This window comes from Spirosoma aerophilum (assembly GCF_054782495.1).
Genome location: NZ_BAAGSJ010000004.1, coordinates 256,772 through 278,225 on the forward strand (window position 1 = coordinate 256,772; position 21,454 = coordinate 278,225).

At 52.2% G+C, this 21,454-nt stretch carries 20 protein-coding genes; 13 read left to right on the forward strand and 7 right to left on the reverse strand.

Annotation, left to right across the window (positions count from 1 at the left end; genetic code table 11):
• Positions 1 to 42 precede the first annotated feature (42 nt).
• From ACYVK4_RS02895 to ACYVK4_RS02925, 7 genes are all read left to right on the forward strand, one after another.
• Positions 43 to 393, forward strand: coding sequence for a hypothetical protein (locus tag ACYVK4_RS02895; protein WP_461125984.1), 351 nt, complete (start codon positions 43 to 45; stop codon positions 391 to 393).
• 1 nt (position 394) lies between these two features.
• Positions 395 to 745 carry a hypothetical protein gene (locus ACYVK4_RS02900; RefSeq protein WP_461125985.1) on the forward strand — a complete coding sequence of 117 codons (351 nt, stop codon included), beginning with the start codon at positions 395 to 397 and terminating at the stop codon, positions 743 to 745.
• 271 nt (positions 746 to 1,016) lie between these two features.
• The gene (locus ACYVK4_RS02905) at positions 1,017 to 2,039 is read left to right on the forward strand and encodes a trypsin-like serine peptidase (RefSeq protein WP_461125986.1); all 1,023 of its coding nucleotides are present in this window, start codon (positions 1,017 to 1,019) and stop codon (positions 2,037 to 2,039) included.
• Positions 2,040 to 2,043: 4 nt separating this feature from the next.
• Positions 2,044 to 3,207 (forward strand): SIR2 family protein, encoded by a 1,164-nt coding sequence (locus ACYVK4_RS02910; protein WP_461125987.1) that lies wholly within the window; start codon positions 2,044 to 2,046, stop codon positions 3,205 to 3,207.
• A gap of 14 nt (positions 3,208 to 3,221) precedes the next feature.
• A complete protein-coding gene (locus tag ACYVK4_RS02915) occupies positions 3,222 to 6,437 on the forward strand; it encodes an ATP-binding protein (protein ID WP_461125988.1) in 3,216 nt (1,071 codons plus the stop codon).
• Positions 6,438 to 6,528: 91 nt separating this feature from the next.
• Complete coding sequence (locus ACYVK4_RS02920; protein ID WP_461125989.1) at positions 6,529 to 7,143, forward strand: SET domain-containing protein; 615 nt, start codon at positions 6,529 to 6,531, stop codon at positions 7,141 to 7,143.
• Entirely contained in the window at positions 7,100 to 7,441 is a 342-nt protein-coding gene (locus tag ACYVK4_RS02925) for an EamA family transporter (protein WP_461125990.1), read from the forward strand. Before ACYVK4_RS02920 ends, ACYVK4_RS02925 begins: the two co-directional genes overlap by 44 nt.
• A 56-nt stretch (positions 7,442 to 7,497) precedes the next feature.
• On the opposite strand, the gene ACYVK4_RS02930 is transcribed toward ACYVK4_RS02925, so the two are convergent.
• The 3 genes from ACYVK4_RS02930 to ACYVK4_RS02940 all read right to left on the reverse strand — a co-directional run bounded on the left by ACYVK4_RS02930 (position 7,498) and on the right by ACYVK4_RS02940 (position 10,640).
• Complete coding sequence (locus ACYVK4_RS02930) at positions 7,498 to 8,790, reverse strand: FG-GAP repeat domain-containing protein (RefSeq protein ID WP_461126652.1); 1,293 nt, start codon at positions 8,788 to 8,790, stop codon at positions 7,498 to 7,500.
• Positions 8,791 to 8,834: 44 nt separating this feature from the next.
• Complete coding sequence (locus ACYVK4_RS02935; RefSeq protein ID WP_461125991.1) at positions 8,835 to 9,680, reverse strand: MBL fold metallo-hydrolase; 846 nt, start codon at positions 9,678 to 9,680, stop codon at positions 8,835 to 8,837.
• Positions 9,681 to 9,785: 105 nt separating this feature from the next.
• Positions 9,786 to 10,640 (reverse strand): SDR family oxidoreductase, encoded by an 855-nt coding sequence (locus ACYVK4_RS02940; RefSeq protein WP_461125992.1) that lies wholly within the window; start codon positions 10,638 to 10,640, stop codon positions 9,786 to 9,788.
• 439 nt (positions 10,641 to 11,079) lie between these two features.
• Here ACYVK4_RS02940 and ACYVK4_RS02945 point away from each other — a divergent pair, with 439 nt between their 5' ends.
• On the forward strand, positions 11,080 to 11,646 hold the full coding sequence (locus ACYVK4_RS02945; protein WP_461125993.1) for a hypothetical protein: 567 nt from the start codon (positions 11,080 to 11,082) through the stop codon (positions 11,644 to 11,646).
• A gap of 165 nt (positions 11,647 to 11,811) precedes the next feature.
• A complete protein-coding gene (locus ACYVK4_RS02950; RefSeq protein ID WP_461125994.1) occupies positions 11,812 to 12,291 on the forward strand; it encodes a hypothetical protein in 480 nt (159 codons plus the stop codon).
• A 65-nt stretch (positions 12,292 to 12,356) separates the two neighbouring features.
• Here ACYVK4_RS02950 and ACYVK4_RS02955 read toward each other — a convergent pair whose 3' ends face one another.
• Positions 12,357 to 12,713 carry a hypothetical protein gene (locus ACYVK4_RS02955; RefSeq protein ID WP_461125995.1) on the reverse strand — a complete coding sequence of 119 codons (357 nt, stop codon included), beginning with the start codon at positions 12,711 to 12,713 and terminating at the stop codon, positions 12,357 to 12,359.
• Positions 12,714 to 13,006: 293 nt separating this feature from the next.
• Between ACYVK4_RS02955 and ACYVK4_RS02960 the strand changes: the two genes are divergently transcribed.
• The 4 genes from ACYVK4_RS02960 (at position 13,007) to ACYVK4_RS02975 (ending at position 18,235) form a co-directional block, all read left to right on the forward strand.
• Positions 13,007 to 13,942, forward strand: a complete 936-nt coding sequence (locus ACYVK4_RS02960) for a homoserine kinase (protein WP_461125996.1) — start codon at positions 13,007 to 13,009, stop codon at positions 13,940 to 13,942.
• Positions 13,943 to 14,432: 490 nt separating this feature from the next.
• On the forward strand, positions 14,433 to 15,920 hold the full coding sequence (locus ACYVK4_RS02965; RefSeq protein ID WP_461125997.1) for an APC family permease: 1,488 nt from the start codon (positions 14,433 to 14,435) through the stop codon (positions 15,918 to 15,920).
• Between the two features lie 329 nt (positions 15,921 to 16,249).
• Positions 16,250 to 16,876, forward strand: a complete 627-nt coding sequence (locus ACYVK4_RS02970) for a TMEM175 family protein (protein ID WP_461125998.1) — start codon at positions 16,250 to 16,252, stop codon at positions 16,874 to 16,876.
• 15 nt (positions 16,877 to 16,891) lie between these two features.
• Positions 16,892 to 18,235 carry a peptidoglycan DD-metalloendopeptidase family protein gene (locus tag ACYVK4_RS02975; RefSeq protein ID WP_461125999.1) on the forward strand — a complete coding sequence of 448 codons (1,344 nt, stop codon included), beginning with the start codon at positions 16,892 to 16,894 and terminating at the stop codon, positions 18,233 to 18,235.
• A gap of 109 nt (positions 18,236 to 18,344) precedes the next feature.
• Here ACYVK4_RS02975 and ACYVK4_RS02980 read toward each other — a convergent pair whose 3' ends face one another.
• The 3 genes from ACYVK4_RS02980 to ACYVK4_RS02990 all read right to left on the reverse strand — a co-directional run bounded on the left by ACYVK4_RS02980 (position 18,345) and on the right by ACYVK4_RS02990 (position 21,249).
• Positions 18,345 to 18,800: a ferritin-like domain-containing protein gene (locus ACYVK4_RS02980; protein WP_461126000.1), complete on the reverse strand. Its 456-nt coding sequence runs from the start codon at positions 18,798 to 18,800 to the stop codon at positions 18,345 to 18,347.
• 91 nt (positions 18,801 to 18,891) lie between these two features.
• A complete protein-coding gene (locus ACYVK4_RS02985) occupies positions 18,892 to 19,782 on the reverse strand; it encodes a helix-turn-helix domain-containing protein (RefSeq protein WP_461126001.1) in 891 nt (296 codons plus the stop codon).
• A gap of 36 nt (positions 19,783 to 19,818) precedes the next feature.
• A complete protein-coding gene (locus ACYVK4_RS02990) occupies positions 19,819 to 21,249 on the reverse strand; it encodes a hypothetical protein (RefSeq protein WP_461126002.1) in 1,431 nt (476 codons plus the stop codon).
• Positions 21,250 to 21,454 lie beyond the last annotated feature (205 nt).

A 21,454-nucleotide genomic window follows, 5' to 3' on the forward strand; every position in this document is an offset into this window, starting at 1 on the left:
GGATAACGACCCAAACCGAAGAAATCTTCACTACTACTCACGATGGAAGGAACAGGAACAACACTCGAACACAGAATGCTTACCGACACCCTCGGCGCTTTCGGTGAAGGCAATCTGGCAACTATTTCGCCCGAACAGGGCATCTTATTACTGGAAGGCTGGCTAAACGCCCTACCCGGCGATGTGGGTGCCGAGCGGATCATGGGTGAGATCACCACCCTGCGCGACCACCTCAAAACGGGCGACTACGACCTGGAGAAAATCCGCCATTTGTTACTCAGCATGGCCAGCCATACGGCTACGTTATCGCATGAGCCGGTCGTAGACGGATCAACGGCCCATCAACTTACGCAGTTGGCGCACGCGCTGCGCAACTTTAGCAATCAGTTCTGATATGTTTACACACGAAGAAGCGTCGACATTGCTCGACTCCACCATGAATGTTCTGGAGGGCGACCTGGCCACGACGACACCACAAAGTGGTACAGGAATCCTTGACCAATGGCTGGCTGAAATCAGCAAAGCGGACAATACAAAAGACATTACGAGTACGCTTGAGCAGCTGAAAACGCAGTTAAAGAGTGACCAGATCAATACAGCGGAGCTGGTCAGCGTGCTGGAAACGCTGGCTACGCAAACGACCGAATTCAGCACCATGATGGGTCCGGAGGGTGACCTGGCCTACCGACTCGAAGGCCTGGCTTCGGCCTTGAAATCGCTGGCGGGTCAGCTAGGAAATCAGTAAGCGATAGAGTACTTCCGTAACAGGGCGGTCAGCCGGGGTCATTGCACTCCGGCTGACCGCCTTTTTCATTTTCGGCTTCAGTATAAACTTTACCGTTTACCAGTACGCTTATTTCGTTAATAAATAATCCTACCGATTACTAATTACCTGTCTCTATCCAGCTGATTTATAGGCTAACTTATACGTGAGTTTCCTGATAAGTGGTAAACTACGACTTATCCGATATAGACTGATCCACGTCTTCCCTCAGCCTTAACCACATCCTACAACCATGGCCTGGAATGAAACACTCACTGCGTTAAATTACCGCCTTGCCGACTTATACTACACGGAAGAAGACGCCCGTCGGGTAGCCAGAATAGCCGAGTTCGATACGGGTGATATTGACTTTTCAGGGGGTATCAAAACCGTTTGGTTCAACATCCTGGACTACGCCAACACCATCGATAAGGGCGCTCGAAACCATGACCTGCTGATTGCCCTGCTGAAAACGGTGACGTCCTCCGACGAGCGCGGCAAGAAAGATGATTTTCTAAAAACCATTCTGAGTAACTACATCGACGGCAAGGCGATTATCGAATCGCCGGAGTCGGCTGATGCGCGCTGGCAGGAACCCGAAAGCCCCGACCACCTCGAAAAGCTCATGTCCAGCGTCAACACGCTGCTTCCCATCAGCTTTCTGGATCGGGGTTTACAATGTGCACAGGCGGTTGTCCGGATTGATATTGGCAAGGGGGCTGGTACGGGTTTTCTGATACAGGACAACTACATCGTTACCAACCATCACGTGATCCCCGATCTGGCAACGGCCCGTACTGCCAAAGTTCAGTTCAATTTCCAGAAAAACTGGGATGGTGTAGACTTGGTATCCGAAGAGGTATCGCTGCTGCCGGAAGCCAGTCCAAAGAACTTCAAAACGGATAAAACCCTCGATTATACGCTGGTCAAATTAGCCGACGACCTCAACCGCAAATACGGTGCGCTGACCTTCAGCGATGTGCCCCCGCAAAAGGATGATTTCGTCAACATTATCCAGCATCCGGCGGGTGGCCCCAAGCAGATCGCCCTGTACCACAATGTCGTTACCTACGCCGATGAGACCCGGGTGCAGTATTTGACCGACACCCTGCCGGGTTCGTCGGGCTCGCCGGTGTTCAACTCCAGTTGGGCGGTTGTCGCCCTTCACCATAGCGGAGGATGGATCAAAGAACCGGGCGTTAGTCAGGCGGTCTACCGCAACGAAGGCATCGACAGCCGCCGGATCAAAGAAGCCCTCGAAACCCTATCCGCCTGAAGCCATGTCGCCCAAATACCTTTTTCAGCTGAAAGTGAAGTTAGGCAACCTGTATGCCACGACCGAAGAATGGAAACGCGTGATGGTGGCCGCCCTTGACCTGGGCGCGGGTGACATTCCATCGACGGGCAAAGCCTTCGATGCCTGGGGAAACGTGCTCACCGATGTGGTGAAAGACGGAAATCTGTTAATCAAACTCCTTCAATTCGTAACCAGCCTCAACGAAAGAGGGAACAAAGACCAGTTTTTGCTCAACCTGCTCGATACGCTGCAGGATGCTCACCGCCGTCAGATCGAGACGCTCGCCCGGGCGATCAAGAGCAAACAATGCGTGCTGTTCCTAGGGCCGGGTTTGTTGCTTTGCAGCCAGGATGGCAACCTCGTTCCGTTCGACAGGGCCTTTTCGCAGGAGTTGGCCGCCAAGCTCAAGCAACGCCCGGAGCCCATCTTTTTTGAAGAGACCAAGAAAGAGCAACTCAGCTACATTGCCCAGCGGTACAACGAAATTCCCACCTTCACCCCCGAAGATCTGGGCCAGCGGGCCAGCAAATTTTACTACGATAACCAGGATGATAACCCCAGGATCTACGAACGGCTGGCAGAGTTGTATTTCCCCATTATTATCAACACCAACCCCGACAAGAATTTATACCAGGCCATTGAAAAGCGAAAACCCAATAGCTGCATCTACCGCTATTACTCCTTTGAAAACAACCAGACCCTCGTTAATGACGCCCAACCCATTCAGAACAGTCCGGATGGGCCGCTGAACGGCGGCAACGATCCCAAAACACTGTTTTATAACCTGCTTGGCTCGTTTGACGCACCCGGCTCGATGATGCTTTCCGAAAGCAGGCTGCTCAAGTTCATGGATAAAGTCCTGCGCGAACGGCCAGCCATCGATAAAAAGATCAAGGCTGAGTTCGATGATCAGAAGTACTACCTGTTTCTGGGTTTCGACATCGAGCAGTGGTACGTCAAAATTCTGTTCAGCACCGTGCTGGGCATCAGTCGGCAGGAAGGGCGAGGCTTCTCGGTCTTTCCGGAAAATATGGTCGTCACGCCGGCCAACCAGGATTTCTTCGAAGAAGAGTTCAAATTCTACTTCATAACCAACGACTTAGGCAAATTCGTAAGCCAGCTTGTTCAAAAGTATCAAGAGTTATAAAACCCGCCACCCGCATGAATTCGCCTAATGTCAATGCGTTGCAGGATCGGTACCCCGGTCTGCGCTCATTCAGCCCTGATGAGCAGCACCTCTTTTTTGGTCGGCAAAAAGAGATCGATGATCTGATCGACCTGGTCAGAGCGGACCAGATTACCGTGTTGTTTGCCAAATCAGGTTTAGGCAAAAGTTCACTGCTCAACGCCGGGCTTACCCCCCGACTCGAAGCCCTCCATTACCGGATAATTCCCGTTCGGTTTCAGCAGCAGATAGCCAGGCCGGACGATGCCGACCCAACCGAAGGCCCCCCGGCTCTCTCTGAGAACAAACTGCTCAACATTGTCCTGAACCAGTTGCATGGCGAATTCCGTGCGGCCTGGCATGGACAAACCCCACCCGCCACTTTTCAGCAGTTCTACCAGCCGGGCGCACACCCCCGAAAACTTTGGGAAGAGATTAAAACACACCCGTTTCCCAACGGGGCGATACCGGTATTTATATTCGATCAGTTCGAAGAGCTGTTTATTTTCGACCAAACTCAGCAGCATGCGTTCATGGGGCAGCTCGCCGAGCTCATGAACGACCAGTCGCCCGCCCGCATCATCCAATGGCTTTTGAAAACCGATGTCGACGACCGGACGATGGACATGATGGACTGGAGCAAACAGCCCCTGGTAAAGTGCCTGTTTTCCATCCGGGCCGACCGGCTTTTTGAGATGCATAAGCTGAAGCCGATGATTCCCATGATTTTACGCAATCGGTATGAGCTGCTTCCGCTGTCGGATGACTGTGCCCGCGAAGCGATCGAACGCCCTGCCCAGGCCGACGGCCAGTTCTCGACGCCCAAATTCACCTACAACGAAGGCACCCGCGAATTGATCATCGGGCAGTTAAGCCGCGACAAAGAAGCTGATCGTACAGCGTCGACGAACCAATCGACCTATCGGGAGGAAATCTGTGAAATTGAGAGTTCGCAGCTTCAGATCGTTTGCAACTACATTGAAAATAAAATAAAAGAGAAGTTGGCCCGCGGAGGAGAGCCTGTTGTCGGACCCGATATTATTAAAGACAAGAAAAGTATAAATCGAATCCTGGATAAGTTCTACCGGAATCAATTGCGGCAAATTGGCACGCAGCAGGAAATTGAAAAAGTACGCCTTGTCCTGGAAAATGACCTCCTTGTCGATGGCCACCGCGTAGGACTGGCGGCTATGAAAATGCGTAAGACGCTGGGCGATGATGCAACAGCCGACCGACTGATCAATAAACTCATTGAAGTACGCCTTATCCGGGCCGACGATACCCACCTGGGCCGTACCTATGAGTTGAGCCACGATACCCTGATTGAGCCCGTTGAAAAAGTAAAAAAGCTGATAACCGTCTGGCTAAACCGAAAAGCGGTTTGGGCCGAGAAAATTGCACAGGCGGAGAAACAACGGGAGCAGGAGCTGAAATTTGCCCGCGAAGAAAAGCAACGAAAGCGGTTTCAGCGCCTATCGCTGAAACTCGCCATTGCCATTTCGGTCGCCATTCTGGCCATCTTTTCGGCCCTCTGGTTTCTGGCGAATGGCCATATGAATCTGGCCCAGGCAAACCGGGACTGGGCTGTGGATGAATATAATGCAGGGAATCAGCGAATGGCCTACAGGCTCTGGGAAAGTAGCCGCGACCTGGTCTGGTGGATACCCTTCTACCGCAATGATCGTGTCGACAGGCGAGCCGCCCATTGGTTTGCTCCTTTTTCCGGCGCGACCACGCAGTTTACCACACAGCACGACAGCATTCAGTACGTAGCCAGCCTGTTTCAGAATAACACCTTTGAGGTATGGCGATTTTCACCGGCCGACTCGACGTTCGTTAAATTCGACTCCTTCTATAAAGACATGGACATGCCCCAGATCAATGCCATGTCGGCAACGAAACTCCACTTGCAGCATAATCACCTGATCCTCTTCAAACACGATAGCCTGCTACAGGTTTTCGATCTGAACGCCAACGCTAAAGTGTTTCCCAAAGGCCCGAACTATTACCCATTGTGTACGGCATATGGCCGCTCAATGATGACCGGTCCTGTAAAAGCAGAAAACTATGTGTATCCCTTTAAGCCGGTTCTACTGGCTCCCAACGGAAACCGGCTGGCGGTTATTGACTCGAGTGGTCATGCTCACCTGTTCGACCTGAAGGCAGATAGCCGTCAGGATTCGCTTTTCGAGAAACTTACGTCGTCTATCCTGGATTTCAGCCTGCATGATCTGCAATTCTCGTCTACCGGCGACTCAGTTTTAATCAGAATACCGGATCAAAACCGGTTCGAGTTGCTCGATTTGCAAGGGAGTCGGCTGGTGTCCACATACACCAACACGGTAGAGGCCCGATTCTCACCCAGAGGCCGCTACCTGCTAACGATCAGTATCAATGGGCGGTTGACGATCCATGATCTACAGGCGGAGAAATCTTTCTCCCCTTCCCAGTTGCTTCCCAGAGTTCGGATTGATGCGCTAATCGTTAATCAGGCCGAATCGACACTGTTGATCAGCACCTCGTCGACTCGGTCAGCTGCGGGTAAAAAATATACCCTTTATAGCATTGATCTAGAAAAGCCAGAGCCGTCGGTAAACCCGATTGCCACTGACGTAGTCAGGTACATTCCCTTCCCGCTGGCCGATCAGGTGTTGTATCAAACAATCGACTCATCTATCGTCCATTATAACCTCAACAAGCCTGCAAAACAGGCATCACCGGTCCGCCTGTCGGCGGTAACCATTCTGCAAACCGGCGCGAACCATGTGCTCTATACAATGAACGCACCAACCGGTTCTGAACAAGGTAAGCTGTATCTGTACAATGTAACCAGTGGAAAACGCACCGATGTTACCCGGTTTTTAGTTGAAAAGGGGGCCAAATTCGTTTTTTACGCGCCTGAAGGACCAACGAGCAAGACACGAATCGAGGACAAAAAACTGATTCAGGCAAGTCCTGATAAACTAACTTTTTTTGCGATCGACGCTCTCGAAAGGGGCGGCACTGCCAAGTCGGAATCGCCCGTTCTCGCCGACAATACGAGGCTTAAACCCCGCACCTTAACCATCTCAGGACCAGTGATCAGCATAAAAAATCAGGATGATATTTTGCTTAGTTTTTTCGTTACTAATACGAATAACCGTCGCGATTATATTGTCAACCACATCTACCCACCGTTAAGCAAGGGCGATCAGGAAGCGGCTGGCTTATAAACCAACTGAACACATCCGCCCTGATAATACCGACTACCACCTGTCAATAGTTTGATGAGGTAAAGCCGGTCAACACTGTACCTATATCCCGGTGCTTTCTCGACTTATGATTCACCCCGACACTTACGTAAAAAGTACCCACAAAGGACTCGGCGTTTTTGCCGGACGACGGTTTGAGAGAGGAGAAATCCTCTGGATCATCGACGATGTCGACGCGAAACTGGCGCTTCACCGGTACCTCGACCTCGACGCCTTACAACGCCAGAAACTGAATATTTACAGCTACCTCGATAACAAAAACCGGGTCATCATTCCCTGGGACGAAGGCAAGTATGTAAATCACGCCTGTGCGCCCAATTCAACGGGTCTGCTGGAGTTCGACAACATCAGCATTGCCCTGCGCACGATTGAGGCTGGTGAGGAGATCGTCGAGGATTATTACAGTTATTACGGTCATTTCGAGTCGTTTACCTGCCGATGTGGCGCACCCAACTGCCGGGGCGTAGTGACGCAGCAGAACTCATTCCGGGCGGATTTGCGCCTGACCCTAGCCGAAATTGCCCCCGCCCTGAATGCTTACCCGCAACCGCTTCTGGACGTCCAGTCGACAGAAAATGACACGTTTCTGGCTACCCTCCGAACCTACAGCTTACTGCATAACCATGAACGAACGACTAAAGTGGCTTCTCATCGTACTGGGCCTTGAGCTGATTTCCGTGCTGGGCGATTACTTCATTAAGAAAGCTTCTCTACAAAATGGCTGGATGGGCTGGAAGCAGCTGCTGCTGGGTGGCCTGATTTACGGAGCCACGGCCATCGGTTGGTTCTACGTCATGCGCACGTTCAAGCTGTTCACCATCGGCCTGATCCATTCGCTGCTGGCCATTGCGCTGAGCATGGTGCTAAGCCAGTTGTTCTTCGACGAAAAGATCACCCCCCGCGACATCGTCGGTATCGTACTTGGCCTGGCCTCGATCATTCTGCTGATCCGGTATCAGGGATGAATGGAAATGCACGGTGGCTGGACGGATGGTTCTGATTTTTATATCTTACGTAAAAATCAGTGCGGATTTATCCGCTGGTTCCAGTAGATCAACACGTTCAGCGTAGCCCTTCCCGAGGCAATGATGTCCAGATCGCCATCGCCATCGAGGTCGGCGGCTTGCAGGTCTTCGCAGGCCATTCGAACACTGTCGTCCAGTATATACCCGATGGGATTAATCCGGTCCTCAGGGTTGAACAGGCGAATACCGACTTTCTTCTCGGCATTTGGATTACGCCAGCCCGCAATGATCTGGTCACGGCCCGTACCCAGAAAGTCGCCACACACGAGCGCATGCCCCTGGCTGAACATATCGGAGAGCACGCTGATCTGTTTCTCGTCGTTCCTGTTGGTTATTTTTTTTATCGAATAATTTCCGGTTTCAACCTGAAGCAGATTGCCGTGCATGGGCTGTATGGTAGCTATGCTCTTCCCCTTATCGAGCCGCCTGATTTCGCCAATACCGGCTACATCGTTGGTCAGCATGGGCAAGGCGTTGTTAGCCGACTCGGTATCGACCGAACGCCATTTCTTTTTCCGCCACTGAAAAATGTTGCCGCCCTCTTTACTGGCAATGATCAGCCCCGTTGCCGATCCATTGTCGCCATCTTCCCAAATCTCAAGGTTGTGGGTCAGGTGCATGGTTGAATCCACCAGATGCCGTTTCCAGACGCTGCGCAGGTCTTTGGGAAATTCGTACCCCCAAATCCGGACGCCACGACCTTCGCCGTTCTTATTCCCCAAGCCGTGCAGCGGAACGACGATCAACTGGTAGTTGGTCTTGCCTACCTGTGCCCAGCGCATGCGGTGGGTGGTCACTTCGTGCGGCAGCCGAATGGGTTCCCAACGCTGGGTGGGGTCCTGCGGACGAAGGAGGTAAAAAACGGCTCCCGATTTGGTGCTGTCGACGGTTTCGGCGGGGTTCCAGCCTGCCCCAACGGCTACTTCTACCCGGCCGTCGCCGTCCAGATCGCGGGCGGCAATGCATACATTGTCCTGCGGGGTCAGGTTGGCCGCCATTACGTACCGTTTCCAGCCGTCCGTTTTAGTATCCTGTACCGGGCGCCCGGCTGAGGGGCGCCCCTGTGCCGGGCGCCCCGGATTTTTGTACCAGACAATTTCTTTCTGGTCGGCCAGCAGAATATCGGGTTGCCGGTCGCCGTCAACGTCGCCAATCGCCATGCCATAGCCAATACTGATCTGGTTATCCACCACCTCAATCTTGAAGTTGGGTCGGCCAGCTTTGGTCGTATCCGTTTGCGCCAGCAGGGGCGAAACAGTCAGAAAGCACAGAAACAGCGCGTTTTTCATGGCAGTGAAGGGTATATCTGACATAAGCGAGCGGGATGCCGGTTCTACCGACCTATACTCACCTTCTCCCCAAGCTGCATCACCCGGTACGGCGTTCCGTATTGCTCGCAGGCTTGTACAAAATCAGCGGGGTCGGCGGTGTTGAATTCGAACAGATCGTAATGATGCGGGATTACTAATTTCGCTCCTATGTCGCGGCCCAGCCGGGCGGCTTCATCAGGGTTCAGGTTCCCCGCCACACGCCGTTCGGGTTTGTTTCCGTTAATGGGCAGAAACGCCACATCGACCGCGAACGGGCGCAGTACATCCACCATACCATCGTACCAGAGTGTATCGCCGGAATGATAAATCCGAAAGCCTCCCATCTCGGCCACGAAGCCCATGAACGTACACCGGCCCTCAGCGTCGCGTTCGATCTCATTATGGGCCGCCGGGACGCCGTGAATCACCACCCCGTCAACGGTAATGGATTGCCCGTCGGTTAAGCCGATTGGCCAGTTCGGATCTGTTTTAAGTCGGTCGGCAATGAAGTTCCGGTTCGCTTCGGGGATAACGAACTGCACGGCCGGGTTAGCCGCCATCAGCGGCAATAACGTTTCGGCGTCGAGGTGATCGGTATGATTATGGCTGGAGGTGACCAGGTCGATGCCCGTGAGCCGACCGGGGTCCACAACGCGCTCTGACAGACGGACATGCGGCTTATCCGTATCGGCATATTTACGGCTCAGCGAATCCGACAGATAGGGATCGAACAATAGCTGAGTTCCTTTGTGCTGAAGCAGAAAACCACTTTGGCCGAGCCACCAGATATGGAGCCTGTCGGGCTGGCTTCGGGCTGCTTCGATATCCGTCAGTAAGGCGTCGTCCTGTTGAAAGGCTGGTTTTAACATAAGTATTGGAGCCGGTACGATCCGTTCGGTTTGCAGGCAATATAACCCAAATGATCCGGGTTCTCCAACCAATGTTTAACGGGTTGACGGGTCGGCGCTCTGGCGCTATCGTTTCAACCCGCTCAGAGTGCCCAGCACCCAATCGAGGGTTCGGGCGGGTAACATACGGGGAATAATCCAGCCCATAAGCTTCCCTGGCACCAGGGCATAGCGAATATGAGGGCGGGGGGCTTCGTGAATATCCACGAGCCGCTCGCCAATGTAATCAATGGAAAAGCCTTTGTTCTCGGCAACTTCCACCTGTTTCAGGAACCGCTTCATGGCCGGATAATAGCGCGTATCGGCATAGGGGCTTATGTCGGTGCCTTTCTCCCAGATAGGCGTTTTTACGGCGCCCGGCCCAACAATGATCACCTTAATCCCAAACAGAACCAGCTCCCGGCGCAAACTATGCGAAATGCCTTCAAGGGCATGCTTGGAGCCCACATAGGCTCCCATAAACGGAATAGCAACCTGCCCATTCACTGAACTGATATTCTGAATACGACCCGGCTCGACAGGGTGGCCCGTTTGCGCACCAAGTAAGGGCAGAAAGGCCTGCGTCACCTGCAGCAACCCCAATATATTTACCTCAAAATGTTGGCGAACGATGGCAATGGATTGATTTTGCAGGGGACCGCCGATGGCAATACCCGCATTATTAATAAGTCCGCCCAGGCCACTGCCCGCCAGCCGATCTGTGAGGTAACGGGCCGCAGCGTTTACAGCCCCGGCGTCGGTGACGTCGAACACAAGCGGCACAAACGCATCGCCCAGTTCCGCTTGCAACCGGTCGGCGTCAGTTTGCGTCCTGACGCTACCAAAAACACTGTAGCCACGCCGGATGAACTGTTTGGCGGCCCCATAACCGATGCCGGTAGAGACCCCCGTAATAAGGATATTTTTACTAATTGATTTCATTTTTTTAAGCTACGTGTACTGGTGTAGCTATAACGATGTCGGGTTTCTTCTGTTCGTGCCGTACGCTGGATAACCGAACTCCCTCCTGGCGGGCAAACAGGGGGTCGATTTCAAGCAGACAGTCGGGGCTGTTGGTTTGGACTAATAGTTTTTCATGTGGTCATTTTTTAATGAGACGTATTTTATACGTTCCGGCTCATTCAATGACGCTTCTCAGACCTCATTTATTCCTTTTTTCGCAAAACCAACCGGCTATGTTTGCTCGTCGATTCGAATAAAAGAGGTATATTGAGGTAAGGTTAACAGCGAGAAAACTTACCCTTTCCTGATTCAACAAAGGCGGGAAAATTCACGTTATGGAAGTAAAATGTGTGACTCCGGGAAGGGTATTCCTCGTCAAGGTCAACCATTCGGCAGATTACCCACACATCAATTGATTATGCAGGACATCGAACCTTTCTACGGCTGGGAAAAATACTACACCGCGTCCGAAGACGAGCGGTCGCCGTTCCACGAGCGGGAGTATAACATGCAGCAGTACGAGAATGATATTTATGGTTATTACATTCACCCATTGTGGGATGAAATAGGCTCAGAGACTCTTTATTGTAAAATTCTCTTCGCCAACTACGACCGGCAGTTTGTGGTTATCGAGCTCTTCGGCGAATGGAACGACACGCTCCACAACGACATCATGTACCTCAAACGTCAGGTTGTCGACCCGCTTGTTCAGGAAGATATCAAGTACTTTATCCTCATCAGCGAAAACGTCCTCAACTTCCACGGGTCCGACGACAGCTATTATGAGGAATGGTTTGAGGATGTGGAAGATGGCTGGATAGCCGCCATTCATTCGCCGGAGTTTATTGAGCGCGAATGGAAAAAGTATCATCTCGACTACTACATCAACTTCGGTGGTACACTCGACATTGCCAACTGGCGAACCCTCAAACCCGCCGGCCTTTTTGAGTTAGTCAATAGCCTGATCATTCGACGGCTTGGGTAATAGTTAATGAAGCATGTAGAATGAATCGTGAAGAATAATTTTCCTGTCTATTCTTTACCATTCCTTCTACATGCTTCATTAAATCTCCTTTCATCCCTTAGCTATTGTTTTTCAGCCGGTTTCTGCTCAATTTTCGATTATTATCAAGATCCCACAATTAAGTACATGGAAACCAACGACAAAAGCAAAGCAACTGACGCTGTAAAAGCAGCCCAGGCAACAACGGCGGAGAAACTGGAAGCTTTCAAAACAGAAGCAGGCCAACACCTGGATGCGGCCGCAATCCAACTTGATGAATTAAAAGACAAGCTGGTTGCTCAGGCGCAGGAACTAGGAAAAGACATTGATATTGACGGCATAAAGGCAAAAGCTACCGAGCATTTCGAAGCGGCTAAAGCGTCCACTGCCGAGAATCTGGCAGCCCTTCAGGCACAGGCCGAAACGGTGTTTGCTTCAGCCTCGGCAAAGGCCGATGAACTCTCGGATGTGGCCGAAGACAAATTTGACGAAATGAAAGCGGAAGCCGCTGTTCAACTGGAAGCCGCCCAGGTTAAATTAGATGAGCTGAAAGCCGAAGCAGCGCTGCAAATTGAAGCCGCGAAAGAGAAGGCGAAAGGCGTTTGGAGCAGCCTGTTTGGTGAATAAACCTTGCCTACTGATATAAAAAAGCCGCCTGTTCTCTAACAGGCGGCTTTTTTATATCAGTGTAATTAGCCGTGTTTAGGACCACGAGGGCGTGGGCCGGCGGTGCCGCTCTGAGGAGGAGTTGCTGTGCCGCTGTAGGGCGGGGTATCCGTTCCGCTATGGGGCCCTGTGGCTGTGCCACTATGGGGCGGGCGCGGAGGGGGTGTTCCGGGGCCACCCGTTCCACTGTGTGGTGGCGTGTTTGTACCGCTATGTGGTTTACTGGCGGTGCTACTATGCGGTCCCGTAGCTGAACCTGACTGTGTGGAGGCCGTACGCGCCGAAGCGTCCGTATTGTCGGGAGACAGGTCCGAACTTTTTGTACAGGCATAGCCGCCGAGCAGAGCAGCAATCACACAACCAGCCGCGATTAATTTCTTCATTGGTCTAGTGTTTAGGTACTAAATGAAAGATCATTTTAGGTTTCAATCAGCGATACGCTGGAAAGCCGGAGAGCGTGGCAGATTCAGTTAGAATAATTTCGGCCATAAAATAAATCCAGTTCGTTGACAATTAAGCCATTACCAACAGGAGTAATAAGCAATTTCCTTGAATTGTACTTCAGGAAATACGCAAACCGCGCGCAAAGGTATTTGTGTCAATTAGCCTGCATCAGATAAACCAGATTTCCAGCCCAAATCATTACCTTTGCCTTTCGTTGCCTCTTCTTAATATCGTGGATTCTATTCGAGTATTTGCCCCCGCCACCGTTGCGAACGTAGCTTGTGGATTTGATATTTTTGGGTTTGCTGTCGATAACCCCGGCGACCAGATTGTGCTGACAACCAGCGATGAGCCGGGCGTTCGGATTACGGACATCCTGGGCGACAATGGCCGTTTGCCCCGTGAAGCTTCCCGCAATACGGCCGGTATTGCCATTCAAACCTACCTGAAGCACATCGACCGGACCGACATTGGCCTCGATATTGTGCTGCATAAGCAAATGCCCCTTGGTAGTGGCTTAGGCTCCAGCGCAGCCAGTTCGGTAGCGGGCGTATTTGCCATCAACGAACTTTTGGGTCGGCCACTGCCCATTTTAAAGTTGTTACCCTTTGCTATGGAGGGCGAGCGAATTGCCTGTGGATCGGCGCACGCCGATAACGTAGGCCCTTCGCTGCTGGGCGGCTTCGTCGTTGTGCGAAGCTACAACCCACTGGACGTTATTAAAATTGAAACACCAGCTACCCTGTTCTGCACGCTGGTTCACCCCGATATTGAGGTCAACACGAAAGATGCCCGCTTCATCCTGAAGAATGAAGTCTCGCTCAAGAACACCATCATCCAGATGGGTAATGTGGCGGGTCTGATTGCGGGTCTGATGACTCCCGATTATAACCTGATCAGCCGTTCGCTCGTGGATGTGATTATTGAGCCCGTTCGCTCCATCCTGATTCCGGAATTTAACGAAGCTAAACAAGCCGCTCTCGACAATGGGGCGCTTGGTTGCAGCATTTCCGGCTCGGGCCCTTCTATGTTTGCGCTGAGCCGTGACGCCCAAACCGCCGAAAAGGTTGGAGCCGCCATGCAGCAGGCCTTTCTGGCCGTAGGCATCGCCAGCGAAGCCTACGTTTCGGAGATCAATCGGCAGGGGCCTAAAGTAGTGCCTAACTAGTGTCCCGTATTGAATTCCCGCGCTTACCACAATCCTGTAAAGGGGCAGGTAAATACCCGTCTGCTCTCCAATACGGATGGTTGAAAAGGGGTCTTGGATGAGACGTATCGCCGTGGAGTCAGGTTCTCAAACCTGATCTAGAAAGGTTTCTCAAAACCTACCCGATCCGTATTTAGTAGTTTTTGAGAATCTGCCTTCACCAAAATAGTGTAAAAAAAGGATTAACCACAGAGGCACAAAGGTCACGGAGGATTGAGTTCTCTGTGACCTTTGTGCCTCTGTGGTTAATCCTTTTTTAGGAATACTTTTTTAGAGTTCATACGTTCGCCACACTCTTTAAAGTAACTACGCAGGGGATTCTGTTTTTGAGCGTATACGGACTACAAAATTGCCGTTTAGGCAAGAAAAAGAAGGTTAATAAGTTGTTCGCAGCCGAAAAGATTGCATTTTCGACAAAACGCATGCTTCTTGTGTGTATATCTTCTTTTACATGTCAGCAAACCTACCGAATTCACTTTCCTCGGCCGACACCGCAACGGAACCGACAGAATTTAAACGTTCCCTGAGTCTACTCGACTCAACCCTTATCGTTTCCGGTTCCATGATCGGCTCCGGCGTTTTCATCGTTACAGCCGACATGGCCCGCAATCTGGGCTCGTCGGGCTGGCTCCTGATGTTGTGGGTGCTGACGGGTGTACTCACTGTGGCCGCAGCGCTGAGTTACGGAGAACTGGCCGGCATGATGCCCAAGGCCGGGGGACAATACATTTACATCCAACGGGCGTTTGGCCCCCTAACGGGCTTTGTCTATGGCTGGACGGTCTTTATGGTGATCCAAACCGGGACTATCGCAGCTGTGGCCGTCGCCTTCACCAAATACTCCGCCGTGTTTATTCCGGCCCTGAGCCCCGCCAATGTGCTGTTTTCCATTGGTCCCATCAATGTGTCGGGAGGGTCAATTTTCGCCATTGCGAGTCTGGTTCTGCTGACCTGGCTCAATAGCCGGGGGGTGCAGAGCGGCAAGCTGATCCAGAACGTGTTCACCTCCGCCAAACTCATCGCCCTGCTTGGACTGATTGTGGTGGGCATTACCATCGGGTTAAGTAGTGGCTTGCTATCGACCAACCTGGCGAATGCCTGGGATGCCAGCACCACAACCATGACCGGCGAGGTGATGCCGCTGGCAGGCATGGCCCTGATTCTGGCCTTTGGCACGTCGATGATCGGGTCGCTGTTCTCAGCCGATGCGTGGAACAACGTTACGTTCATTGCGGGCGAAATCAAGAATCCCCGCCGGAATATCCCGCTGGCCCTGTTCTTCGGCACCCTCATCGTAACAACGATCTACTTCCTGGCCAACGTGTCCTATCTGTCACTCCTCCCGCTGAAAGGCCTGCCCACGGCTACGGATATTGTGGGCCGGGGTATCCAGTTCGCCGACGCCGACCGGGTAGCTACGGCCGCCGTGTCGACCGTTTTTGGGAATGTAGCCGTTGCCATTATGGCTGTACTGATCATGGTTTCGACCTTCGGCTGTAATAACGGACTGATTCTGGCCGGGGCGCGTTTGTACTATGCGATGGCGAAAGACGGGCTGTTCATCAAACAAGCGTCGCACCTCAACAAAAACTCGGTGCCGGGCCGGGCACTGTGGCTGCAATGCATCTGGGCGTCGTTACTGTGCCTGTCGGGAAAATACGGCGACCTGCTCGACTACTGCACATTTGCTTCTCTCCTTTTTTACATCGTTACCATTGCCGGTCTATTCCGGCTTCGGCGCACCGAACCAACGGCCGAGCGGCCGTATCGGGCTTTTGGCTATCCGGTGGTTCCGGCCCTGTACATCATTGCGGGCGTTACCATCTGTGCCATTTTGCTGTACACCAAAACGTTCAATACCGGCATGGGGCTCCTCATTGCCGGCCTGGGCATTCCGGTCTATTTCTTTACCAAACGCAGCCAGCGGGCGGAGGCTTAAAACATCTGTTGGTTTACCAATAGTCATTTATCAACCAATAAAGGCCGTAACTCAGATAGTTACGGCCTTTATTGATTATGGAGCCTTTGTATATACCTATCAGGGCTTTCTTACAGAATGTAGTTTTTACACAGGGGTAACTGAAATTAGCGCGCGTATAACACAGATTGAATGGATTTAGACTGCCATACAGGCTGGACATCGGGTTTATCCGTAAAAATCCGCTCGATCTGTGTCATCCGCGTGCCCATTCTTTTTTATAAGAAAGCCCTGTTCACAACTATTCAGCGTACGAACGGTTTCTCTGACAGGTACTCAACACTTGATAAATGACTGCTTTTCAGGAAAATGAAACCCTTCGCATGGAAACATTCAGCGATGGCGTTTTTGCGATTGACATCACTCTGCTCACCTTTCAACTGAAAGCACCCAGCCTGAAGTCCGCCACCTCCAGCTACAATCTGGCAGTGGCCCTGCTCCAGCAATGGCCCAATTACGTGGCCTACCTGATCAGCTTCACGACCATCTTCATCATCTGGCTCAATCACCACCGGATGTACAACGTCATTCGGCGCAGCGACGCCCGGTTCATGTTCTACAATGGTACACTGTTGATGCTGGTGACGATTGTTCCGTTCACGACCTCCCTGCTGGCCGATTACCTGAACACACCTGCCCACCCGCTATCGTCGGCGATATACATGCTGCTGTTTGCGGGTATATCCGGTACACTGTTGGTCATGTGGAACTACGCTACCGACAATTTCCGACTTCTCAAACGCCCGGCCGCCGACGTCCGAACCCAGTCGGTACGCACCAGCCTGATCATCAGCACCGTTGTGTATACGACTGTGGCAGGACTGTCTTTTCTGATCCCGCTACTGAGTATTCTGATCAGTTTGGTTATGGTCGTTTACCTGTCTCGACTGAAATATCACCGCGAAAAAGTCGTTTAATACACTAGGATAACTATGGTATTTAAAAATTCACTTCGTTCTCTGGTAATCGGGTTGCTGGTTGGGGCGGTTGCCGCTTGCACAGGCGTTGGCCCAACAGCCAGTATCTTCCGGCCTGCATCGCCCCACGAGCAGTACGGGCAATCCCTTAAACAAGCGAAACTCGACCGCACAGCACTGGGAACCGATTGGCTGTCGGTTGGCGACCGTGCCCTGCGCGACTCACTTAAAATCACAGTCCCGTACCGCGAAAGCGGCTACTTTTCGGCCAACAAAGCCTTTGCGGTGGGCTACCGGCTCGATGCCCAGCGGGGCGATCGTTTCCTGATTCGGGTAGAAACGCAGGGGCAGAAAGATACACAGGTATTTATTGACGTGTTTGCGCTGGAATCCCGCAACCGAACCACCCTGATGGCCGCGTCGAAAGCCGACACCAATGTGCTGGCCTGGGAACCCCGAAAAACGCAGACCTACCTGATTCGCGTTCAGCCCGAGTTGCTGCGCACGGGCCACTATACTATTACGGTTACGCGTGAACCAGCCCTGAGTTTTCCGGTGAAAGGACGGGATAGCCGCCAGATCAGCAGTTTCTTCGGGGCAGCCCGCGACGGCGGACGTCGGCGGCACGAAGGGGTCGATATTTTTGCGCCCAGAGGGACTCCTGCCCTGGCATCGGTCGATGGCATTGTTACGGGTGTCGGCACGAGCAGCCTGGGCGGCAATGTTGCTTTTCTGACCGATAACGAGCGCAATATCCGGCTCTACTATGCCCACCTCGACCGATGGAACGTCACCAACGGGCAACGTGTATCGGTGGGTGATACGATTGGTTTTGTGGGTAATACCGGCAACGCCCGCACCACAGGCCCACACCTGCATTTCGGTATTTATGGATTTTCTGATGGCGCCACAGATCCCCTTCCCTTTATCCGGCTGGGACGCGGTCCGGCCCGGCAAGCGTTACTGTCAGCGTCAAAATTGGGGGATTCAGTGCGTGTATCGGCAACCCGATTGGTTGTTCGGCTTTCGCCCGGCAGCGATTCACCCGCTATTCGGGAATTGCCCAAAGCATCAGCCCTGACAGTTGTGGGCGGCACAGAAGCCTGGTTGCGGGTCGAGTTGCCCGATGGCCTGACGGGTTATGTTCCAGGCAACACAACCGAGGTAGTTAACCGCCCACTCCGGCGGCTGGTCTTACCGGCTCCCCGACCGCTGCTGGACGCGGCCGACAGCCGGGCGGCTACGATCACGACCTTACCCACGGGAACATCCGTCGAAGTGCTGGCCACCAACCATTCCTTTCAACTCATCCGAAGCCCTGAAGGGCAAACCGGCTGGGTGATGGTCAATGGATATTAAGTAGGCCACCATAGGTCCTGTGGTAATTGATTAAACTAAAAATGGTTGATTTGTCATCCGCTTCGGAATAACAAATCAACCATTCAACGAGTACCTGATGCCTAAATACTTAGGCAACTTTATGTAAGCCTTTTACTTTATCAAGAGCAGCCTGCAATTCGGAGAGTTGCTTTTGCAGATCTTCTTTGATGTAAGCAGGAATATGATCTTTTTCGATGGCATCCTGATACGCTTCAACAGCGGCACTTTCGCCAAACTCAACAGAACTCAGAACCGTTTCTTTGTCCTTTCCGGTCAGGGCTGACTTGATGTCGATCCAGGCGCGGTGAATTTTGCTCGATATATCCGTCGACGTGGCATCTGTAACAGCCATTCCATCAATACGGACAATGTGGTCAGCTAGTTGGCTACGGAAATTCTGGCTTTGAACGATATAGTGCCGGAACAGGTCATCCAGTTCAGCATCCTGAGTGTCTTCAACTGCTTTTTCGTATCCCTGAATGCGGTCATTGTTAATTTTGACCAGATCATTTAGATCGTCGACAATTTCTTTATTCGTAATCATAACGGTTATTTTCTATAGTTTGTGAACTTGCTATTACAACTACGTGTACGGCAGTTTGTTTCTGAACAGCGCGAGTTTCACGAACAAATCGCTATAAGGCTGGCTGGAGTAGCTGGCGAAATTCGGCGGGCGTCTGCTGCGTATGCTTCCTGAAAAAACGGACAAAGTACGAAGGGTCATTGAAGCCCAGCTGGAAGGCAATCTCTTTGACGGATTGCGATGTGTGGGTCAAGAGCCGCTGGGCTTCGATCAACAATCGCTCCTGCCATAACTGACTGGCCGTTTTCCCGACCACTAGGCGACAGATGTGATTGAGGTAATTGGGCGTCAGACTCATCTGATCGGCATAATCGCGCACTTCCCGAACCGTCAGAAACTGCTGTTCCAGCAACTCTTCATACTGCCGGAGCCGGTCGTAGATATAGGCATCCGGCCCACTCCGCTGCTCATGATACAACCGGCTGGCCGTTTCGAGCAGAATATGCACAAAGGAAAGAAACACATCGGCCCGGTTGGGCTGCTGGGTTTCATACTCCTGATAGGCATACGACAGCAAATCGCGGAAAAGAGCCGGCTGGGGTATAGCCGAAAGCAGCGGCTGATGCTGATGCGAGTGAAAAAAGGGGTACTGGTAGATGCGGTTGCCGAACCGTCCCTTGAAGAAATTAGCGTCGAAAAATAAATTAAACCCCTGCGTATCGGCCGAAAGCGACCAGCTGTGCACTTGTCCGGGTGTCAGAAAATACAACTGATTGGGTTCGATGGCATAGGTTCTGAAGTCGATGGTGTGCGTGCCGCTGCCCTGGCTGATCCACATAACCAGATAAAAGGTATGCGTATGTGACTGGTCGATACCCTTAAACTCCTCAACCAGCCGCTCCAGCCGGATCATGTAAAAGGGCTTGTCGGGCTCATGGCGCGGGAATGACTGAAGCTGATAAACGGGTACAGCTGCATTCGGCTCGGTATGTCGATTTTTCATATCTGCCGGTAACCGGCTTGTTCGCAGGATCGTCAACTAGTTTCCGGTCGTAATGCTGCGCAGCCGTACCCGCGAGCCTTTTTCAAACCCATACTGGCTGGCCGGGCTGGTCAGGGATATCTGCGAGATCACGCCCTCCCAACCCGATAGCTGGCTCGTATTTATTTCATACGTCCTGAACTGCCCGTCGCCCACGATGGGAAAATCTACGTACCGGCCCGGCATATCGAAGAAGTCTATCTCATCAGGTTTGCGCCAGGCGAGTCGGGCCACCGTACCTTTCGTCTGAAAAGCAGCCTCAATTTTTAATTTAGGTACGTTGGATGCATACCAGAAGTTTAGCGGGCTGTTAATGCGGAAGTGTGCATTTCGTACACTGTCGCGGGCCCATTGCACATTAAGTTCGCTCTGAATGGGCCATCCCCGGTCGGTTGTATTTGTGTAGTACCATCCCTGCCGTTCTGTCGAAAATGTGTAGTTAGGGCCGGTTGATGGCCGGGGCTGGCTATACACATACTGTCGAATGTCGGCCAGTGTTCCCAGCACAAGCGTGTATTCAAACTCATACTGCCCATTGTGGTCGATGAGTAAAAACTCTTCGCTGTTTATATAGCCCGACGATTGGTCGAACTCGCCCCCTACGCCCGGCTGCCCAAATCCGGCCGTCCGGAATCGCACCTGCCCTGGTTTGTACAAACCCACGCCACGCCCTTTTTTATTCAGCAGCGCGGCCCAGTTTTCGGTAGCATACCGATTGGTCATCTCCCGGTTGGTAAACTCGGTCGTTGCATCATTCGTGAACGGTTTCAACCCCACATAGCTGATCATTCGATCGTAAGGCCCGTTCAGATAAACACAGGGCGCTTCCTGCGTTCGGGCTTCATACTGGGTGGTGTCGGCCCGATTAACTGCCATACGACAGCGAACCCGAACCGTGTTGTCCTTGATGGTGACCCAGTGTTCAAATATGCACTCGGCCGGTTCGTCGAAAAGTGGCCAGATCAGCGGAATCGACTTTACGTATAGCTGATTGTCCGTTTGCTGGTAGCTGATAATGCGGGCGGGGTGGAGAAAGTAGTCACCCGCCTGAACCGGATTCCAGCCCAGGTATTGCCATTTTTCAACCGGCTTTTTGCCGTTCTGGTTATAGGTGATCGGGCCAGCGTACATAGACGTCTGAATCTGGCGTCCCAGGTCCGGGTTATTCACCATGTTCTCACTGCTTCCGGCTTCGGCCAGATAGGTAATGGCCCCCCCCATGTTAAGATCAATACCGACCCGAAGTTTGTCGTTGCCCAAAAAGAGCCGTCGCTGGGCCGATGGCTGCGGCTGTCCCGGCAACCCGCCTGCCGTTGGTGGATTGACCACCGCTGGCGCATAGGGGGAGTTCGACGGATAATCCCGAACGCAGGTAACGGCCAGACAACTGATCAGAACAAAGACAAAGAGGAAATAAGGCCGGGGCATAAACATAGCGTAAGAAGAAACTAAGTAATCAAAAATAAAGTACAGAAACTCCTTATCCAAGAATGACTATTTATTGGTCGGCTAAGTAGCCCATTCACGCTTCATTTTAAGAGAAACTGTAAATTTTCAACGAATACCCTGTTCCTTTCCTCAGTATCCGCTACTTTTGCAAGATTTTTGGGTATCCGTTAGGGCCTGTTGATCA

Bases quoted from the DNA above. Each gene is read 5' to 3' on its own strand.
- ACYVK4_RS02945 (WP_461125993.1), top strand. From the start codon at position 11,080: ATGCAGGACATCGAACCTTTCTACGGCTGGGAAAAATACTACACCGCG.
- ACYVK4_RS02905 (WP_461125986.1), top strand. From the start codon at position 1,017: ATGGCCTGGAATGAAACACTCACTGCGTTAAATTACCGCCTTGCCGAC.
- ACYVK4_RS02930 (WP_461126652.1), bottom strand. From the start codon at position 8,790: ATGAAAAACGCGCTGTTTCTGTGCTTTCTGACTGTTTCGCCCCTGCTG.
- ACYVK4_RS02915 (WP_461125988.1), top strand. From the start codon at position 3,222: ATGAATTCGCCTAATGTCAATGCGTTGCAGGATCGGTACCCCGGTCTG.
- ACYVK4_RS02935 (WP_461125991.1), bottom strand. From the start codon at position 9,680: ATGTTAAAACCAGCCTTTCAACAGGACGACGCCTTACTGACGGATATC.
- ACYVK4_RS02925 (WP_461125990.1), top strand. From the start codon at position 7,100: ATGAACGAACGACTAAAGTGGCTTCTCATCGTACTGGGCCTTGAGCTG.
- ACYVK4_RS02985 (WP_461126001.1), bottom strand. From the start codon at position 19,782: ATGAAAAATCGACATACCGAGCCGAATGCAGCTGTACCCGTTTATCAG.
- ACYVK4_RS02955 (WP_461125995.1), bottom strand. From the start codon at position 12,713: ATGAAGAAATTAATCGCGGCTGGTTGTGTGATTGCTGCTCTGCTCGGC.
- ACYVK4_RS02980 (WP_461126000.1), bottom strand. From the start codon at position 18,800: ATGATTACGAATAAAGAAATTGTCGACGATCTAAATGATCTGGTCAAA.
- ACYVK4_RS02950 (WP_461125994.1), top strand. From the start codon at position 11,812: ATGGAAACCAACGACAAAAGCAAAGCAACTGACGCTGTAAAAGCAGCC.
- ACYVK4_RS02910 (WP_461125987.1), top strand. From the start codon at position 2,044: ATGTCGCCCAAATACCTTTTTCAGCTGAAAGTGAAGTTAGGCAACCTG.
- ACYVK4_RS02990 (WP_461126002.1), bottom strand. From the start codon at position 21,249: ATGCCCCGGCCTTATTTCCTCTTTGTCTTTGTTCTGATCAGTTGTCTG.
- ACYVK4_RS02895 (WP_461125984.1), top strand. From the start codon at position 43: ATGGAAGGAACAGGAACAACACTCGAACACAGAATGCTTACCGACACC.
- ACYVK4_RS02900 (WP_461125985.1), top strand. From the start codon at position 395: ATGTTTACACACGAAGAAGCGTCGACATTGCTCGACTCCACCATGAAT.
- ACYVK4_RS02940 (WP_461125992.1), bottom strand. From the start codon at position 10,640: ATGAAATCAATTAGTAAAAATATCCTTATTACGGGGGTCTCTACCGGC.
- ACYVK4_RS02975 (WP_461125999.1), top strand. From the start codon at position 16,892: ATGGTATTTAAAAATTCACTTCGTTCTCTGGTAATCGGGTTGCTGGTT.
- ACYVK4_RS02965 (WP_461125997.1), top strand. From the start codon at position 14,433: ATGTCAGCAAACCTACCGAATTCACTTTCCTCGGCCGACACCGCAACG.
- ACYVK4_RS02970 (WP_461125998.1), top strand. From the start codon at position 16,250: ATGACTGCTTTTCAGGAAAATGAAACCCTTCGCATGGAAACATTCAGC.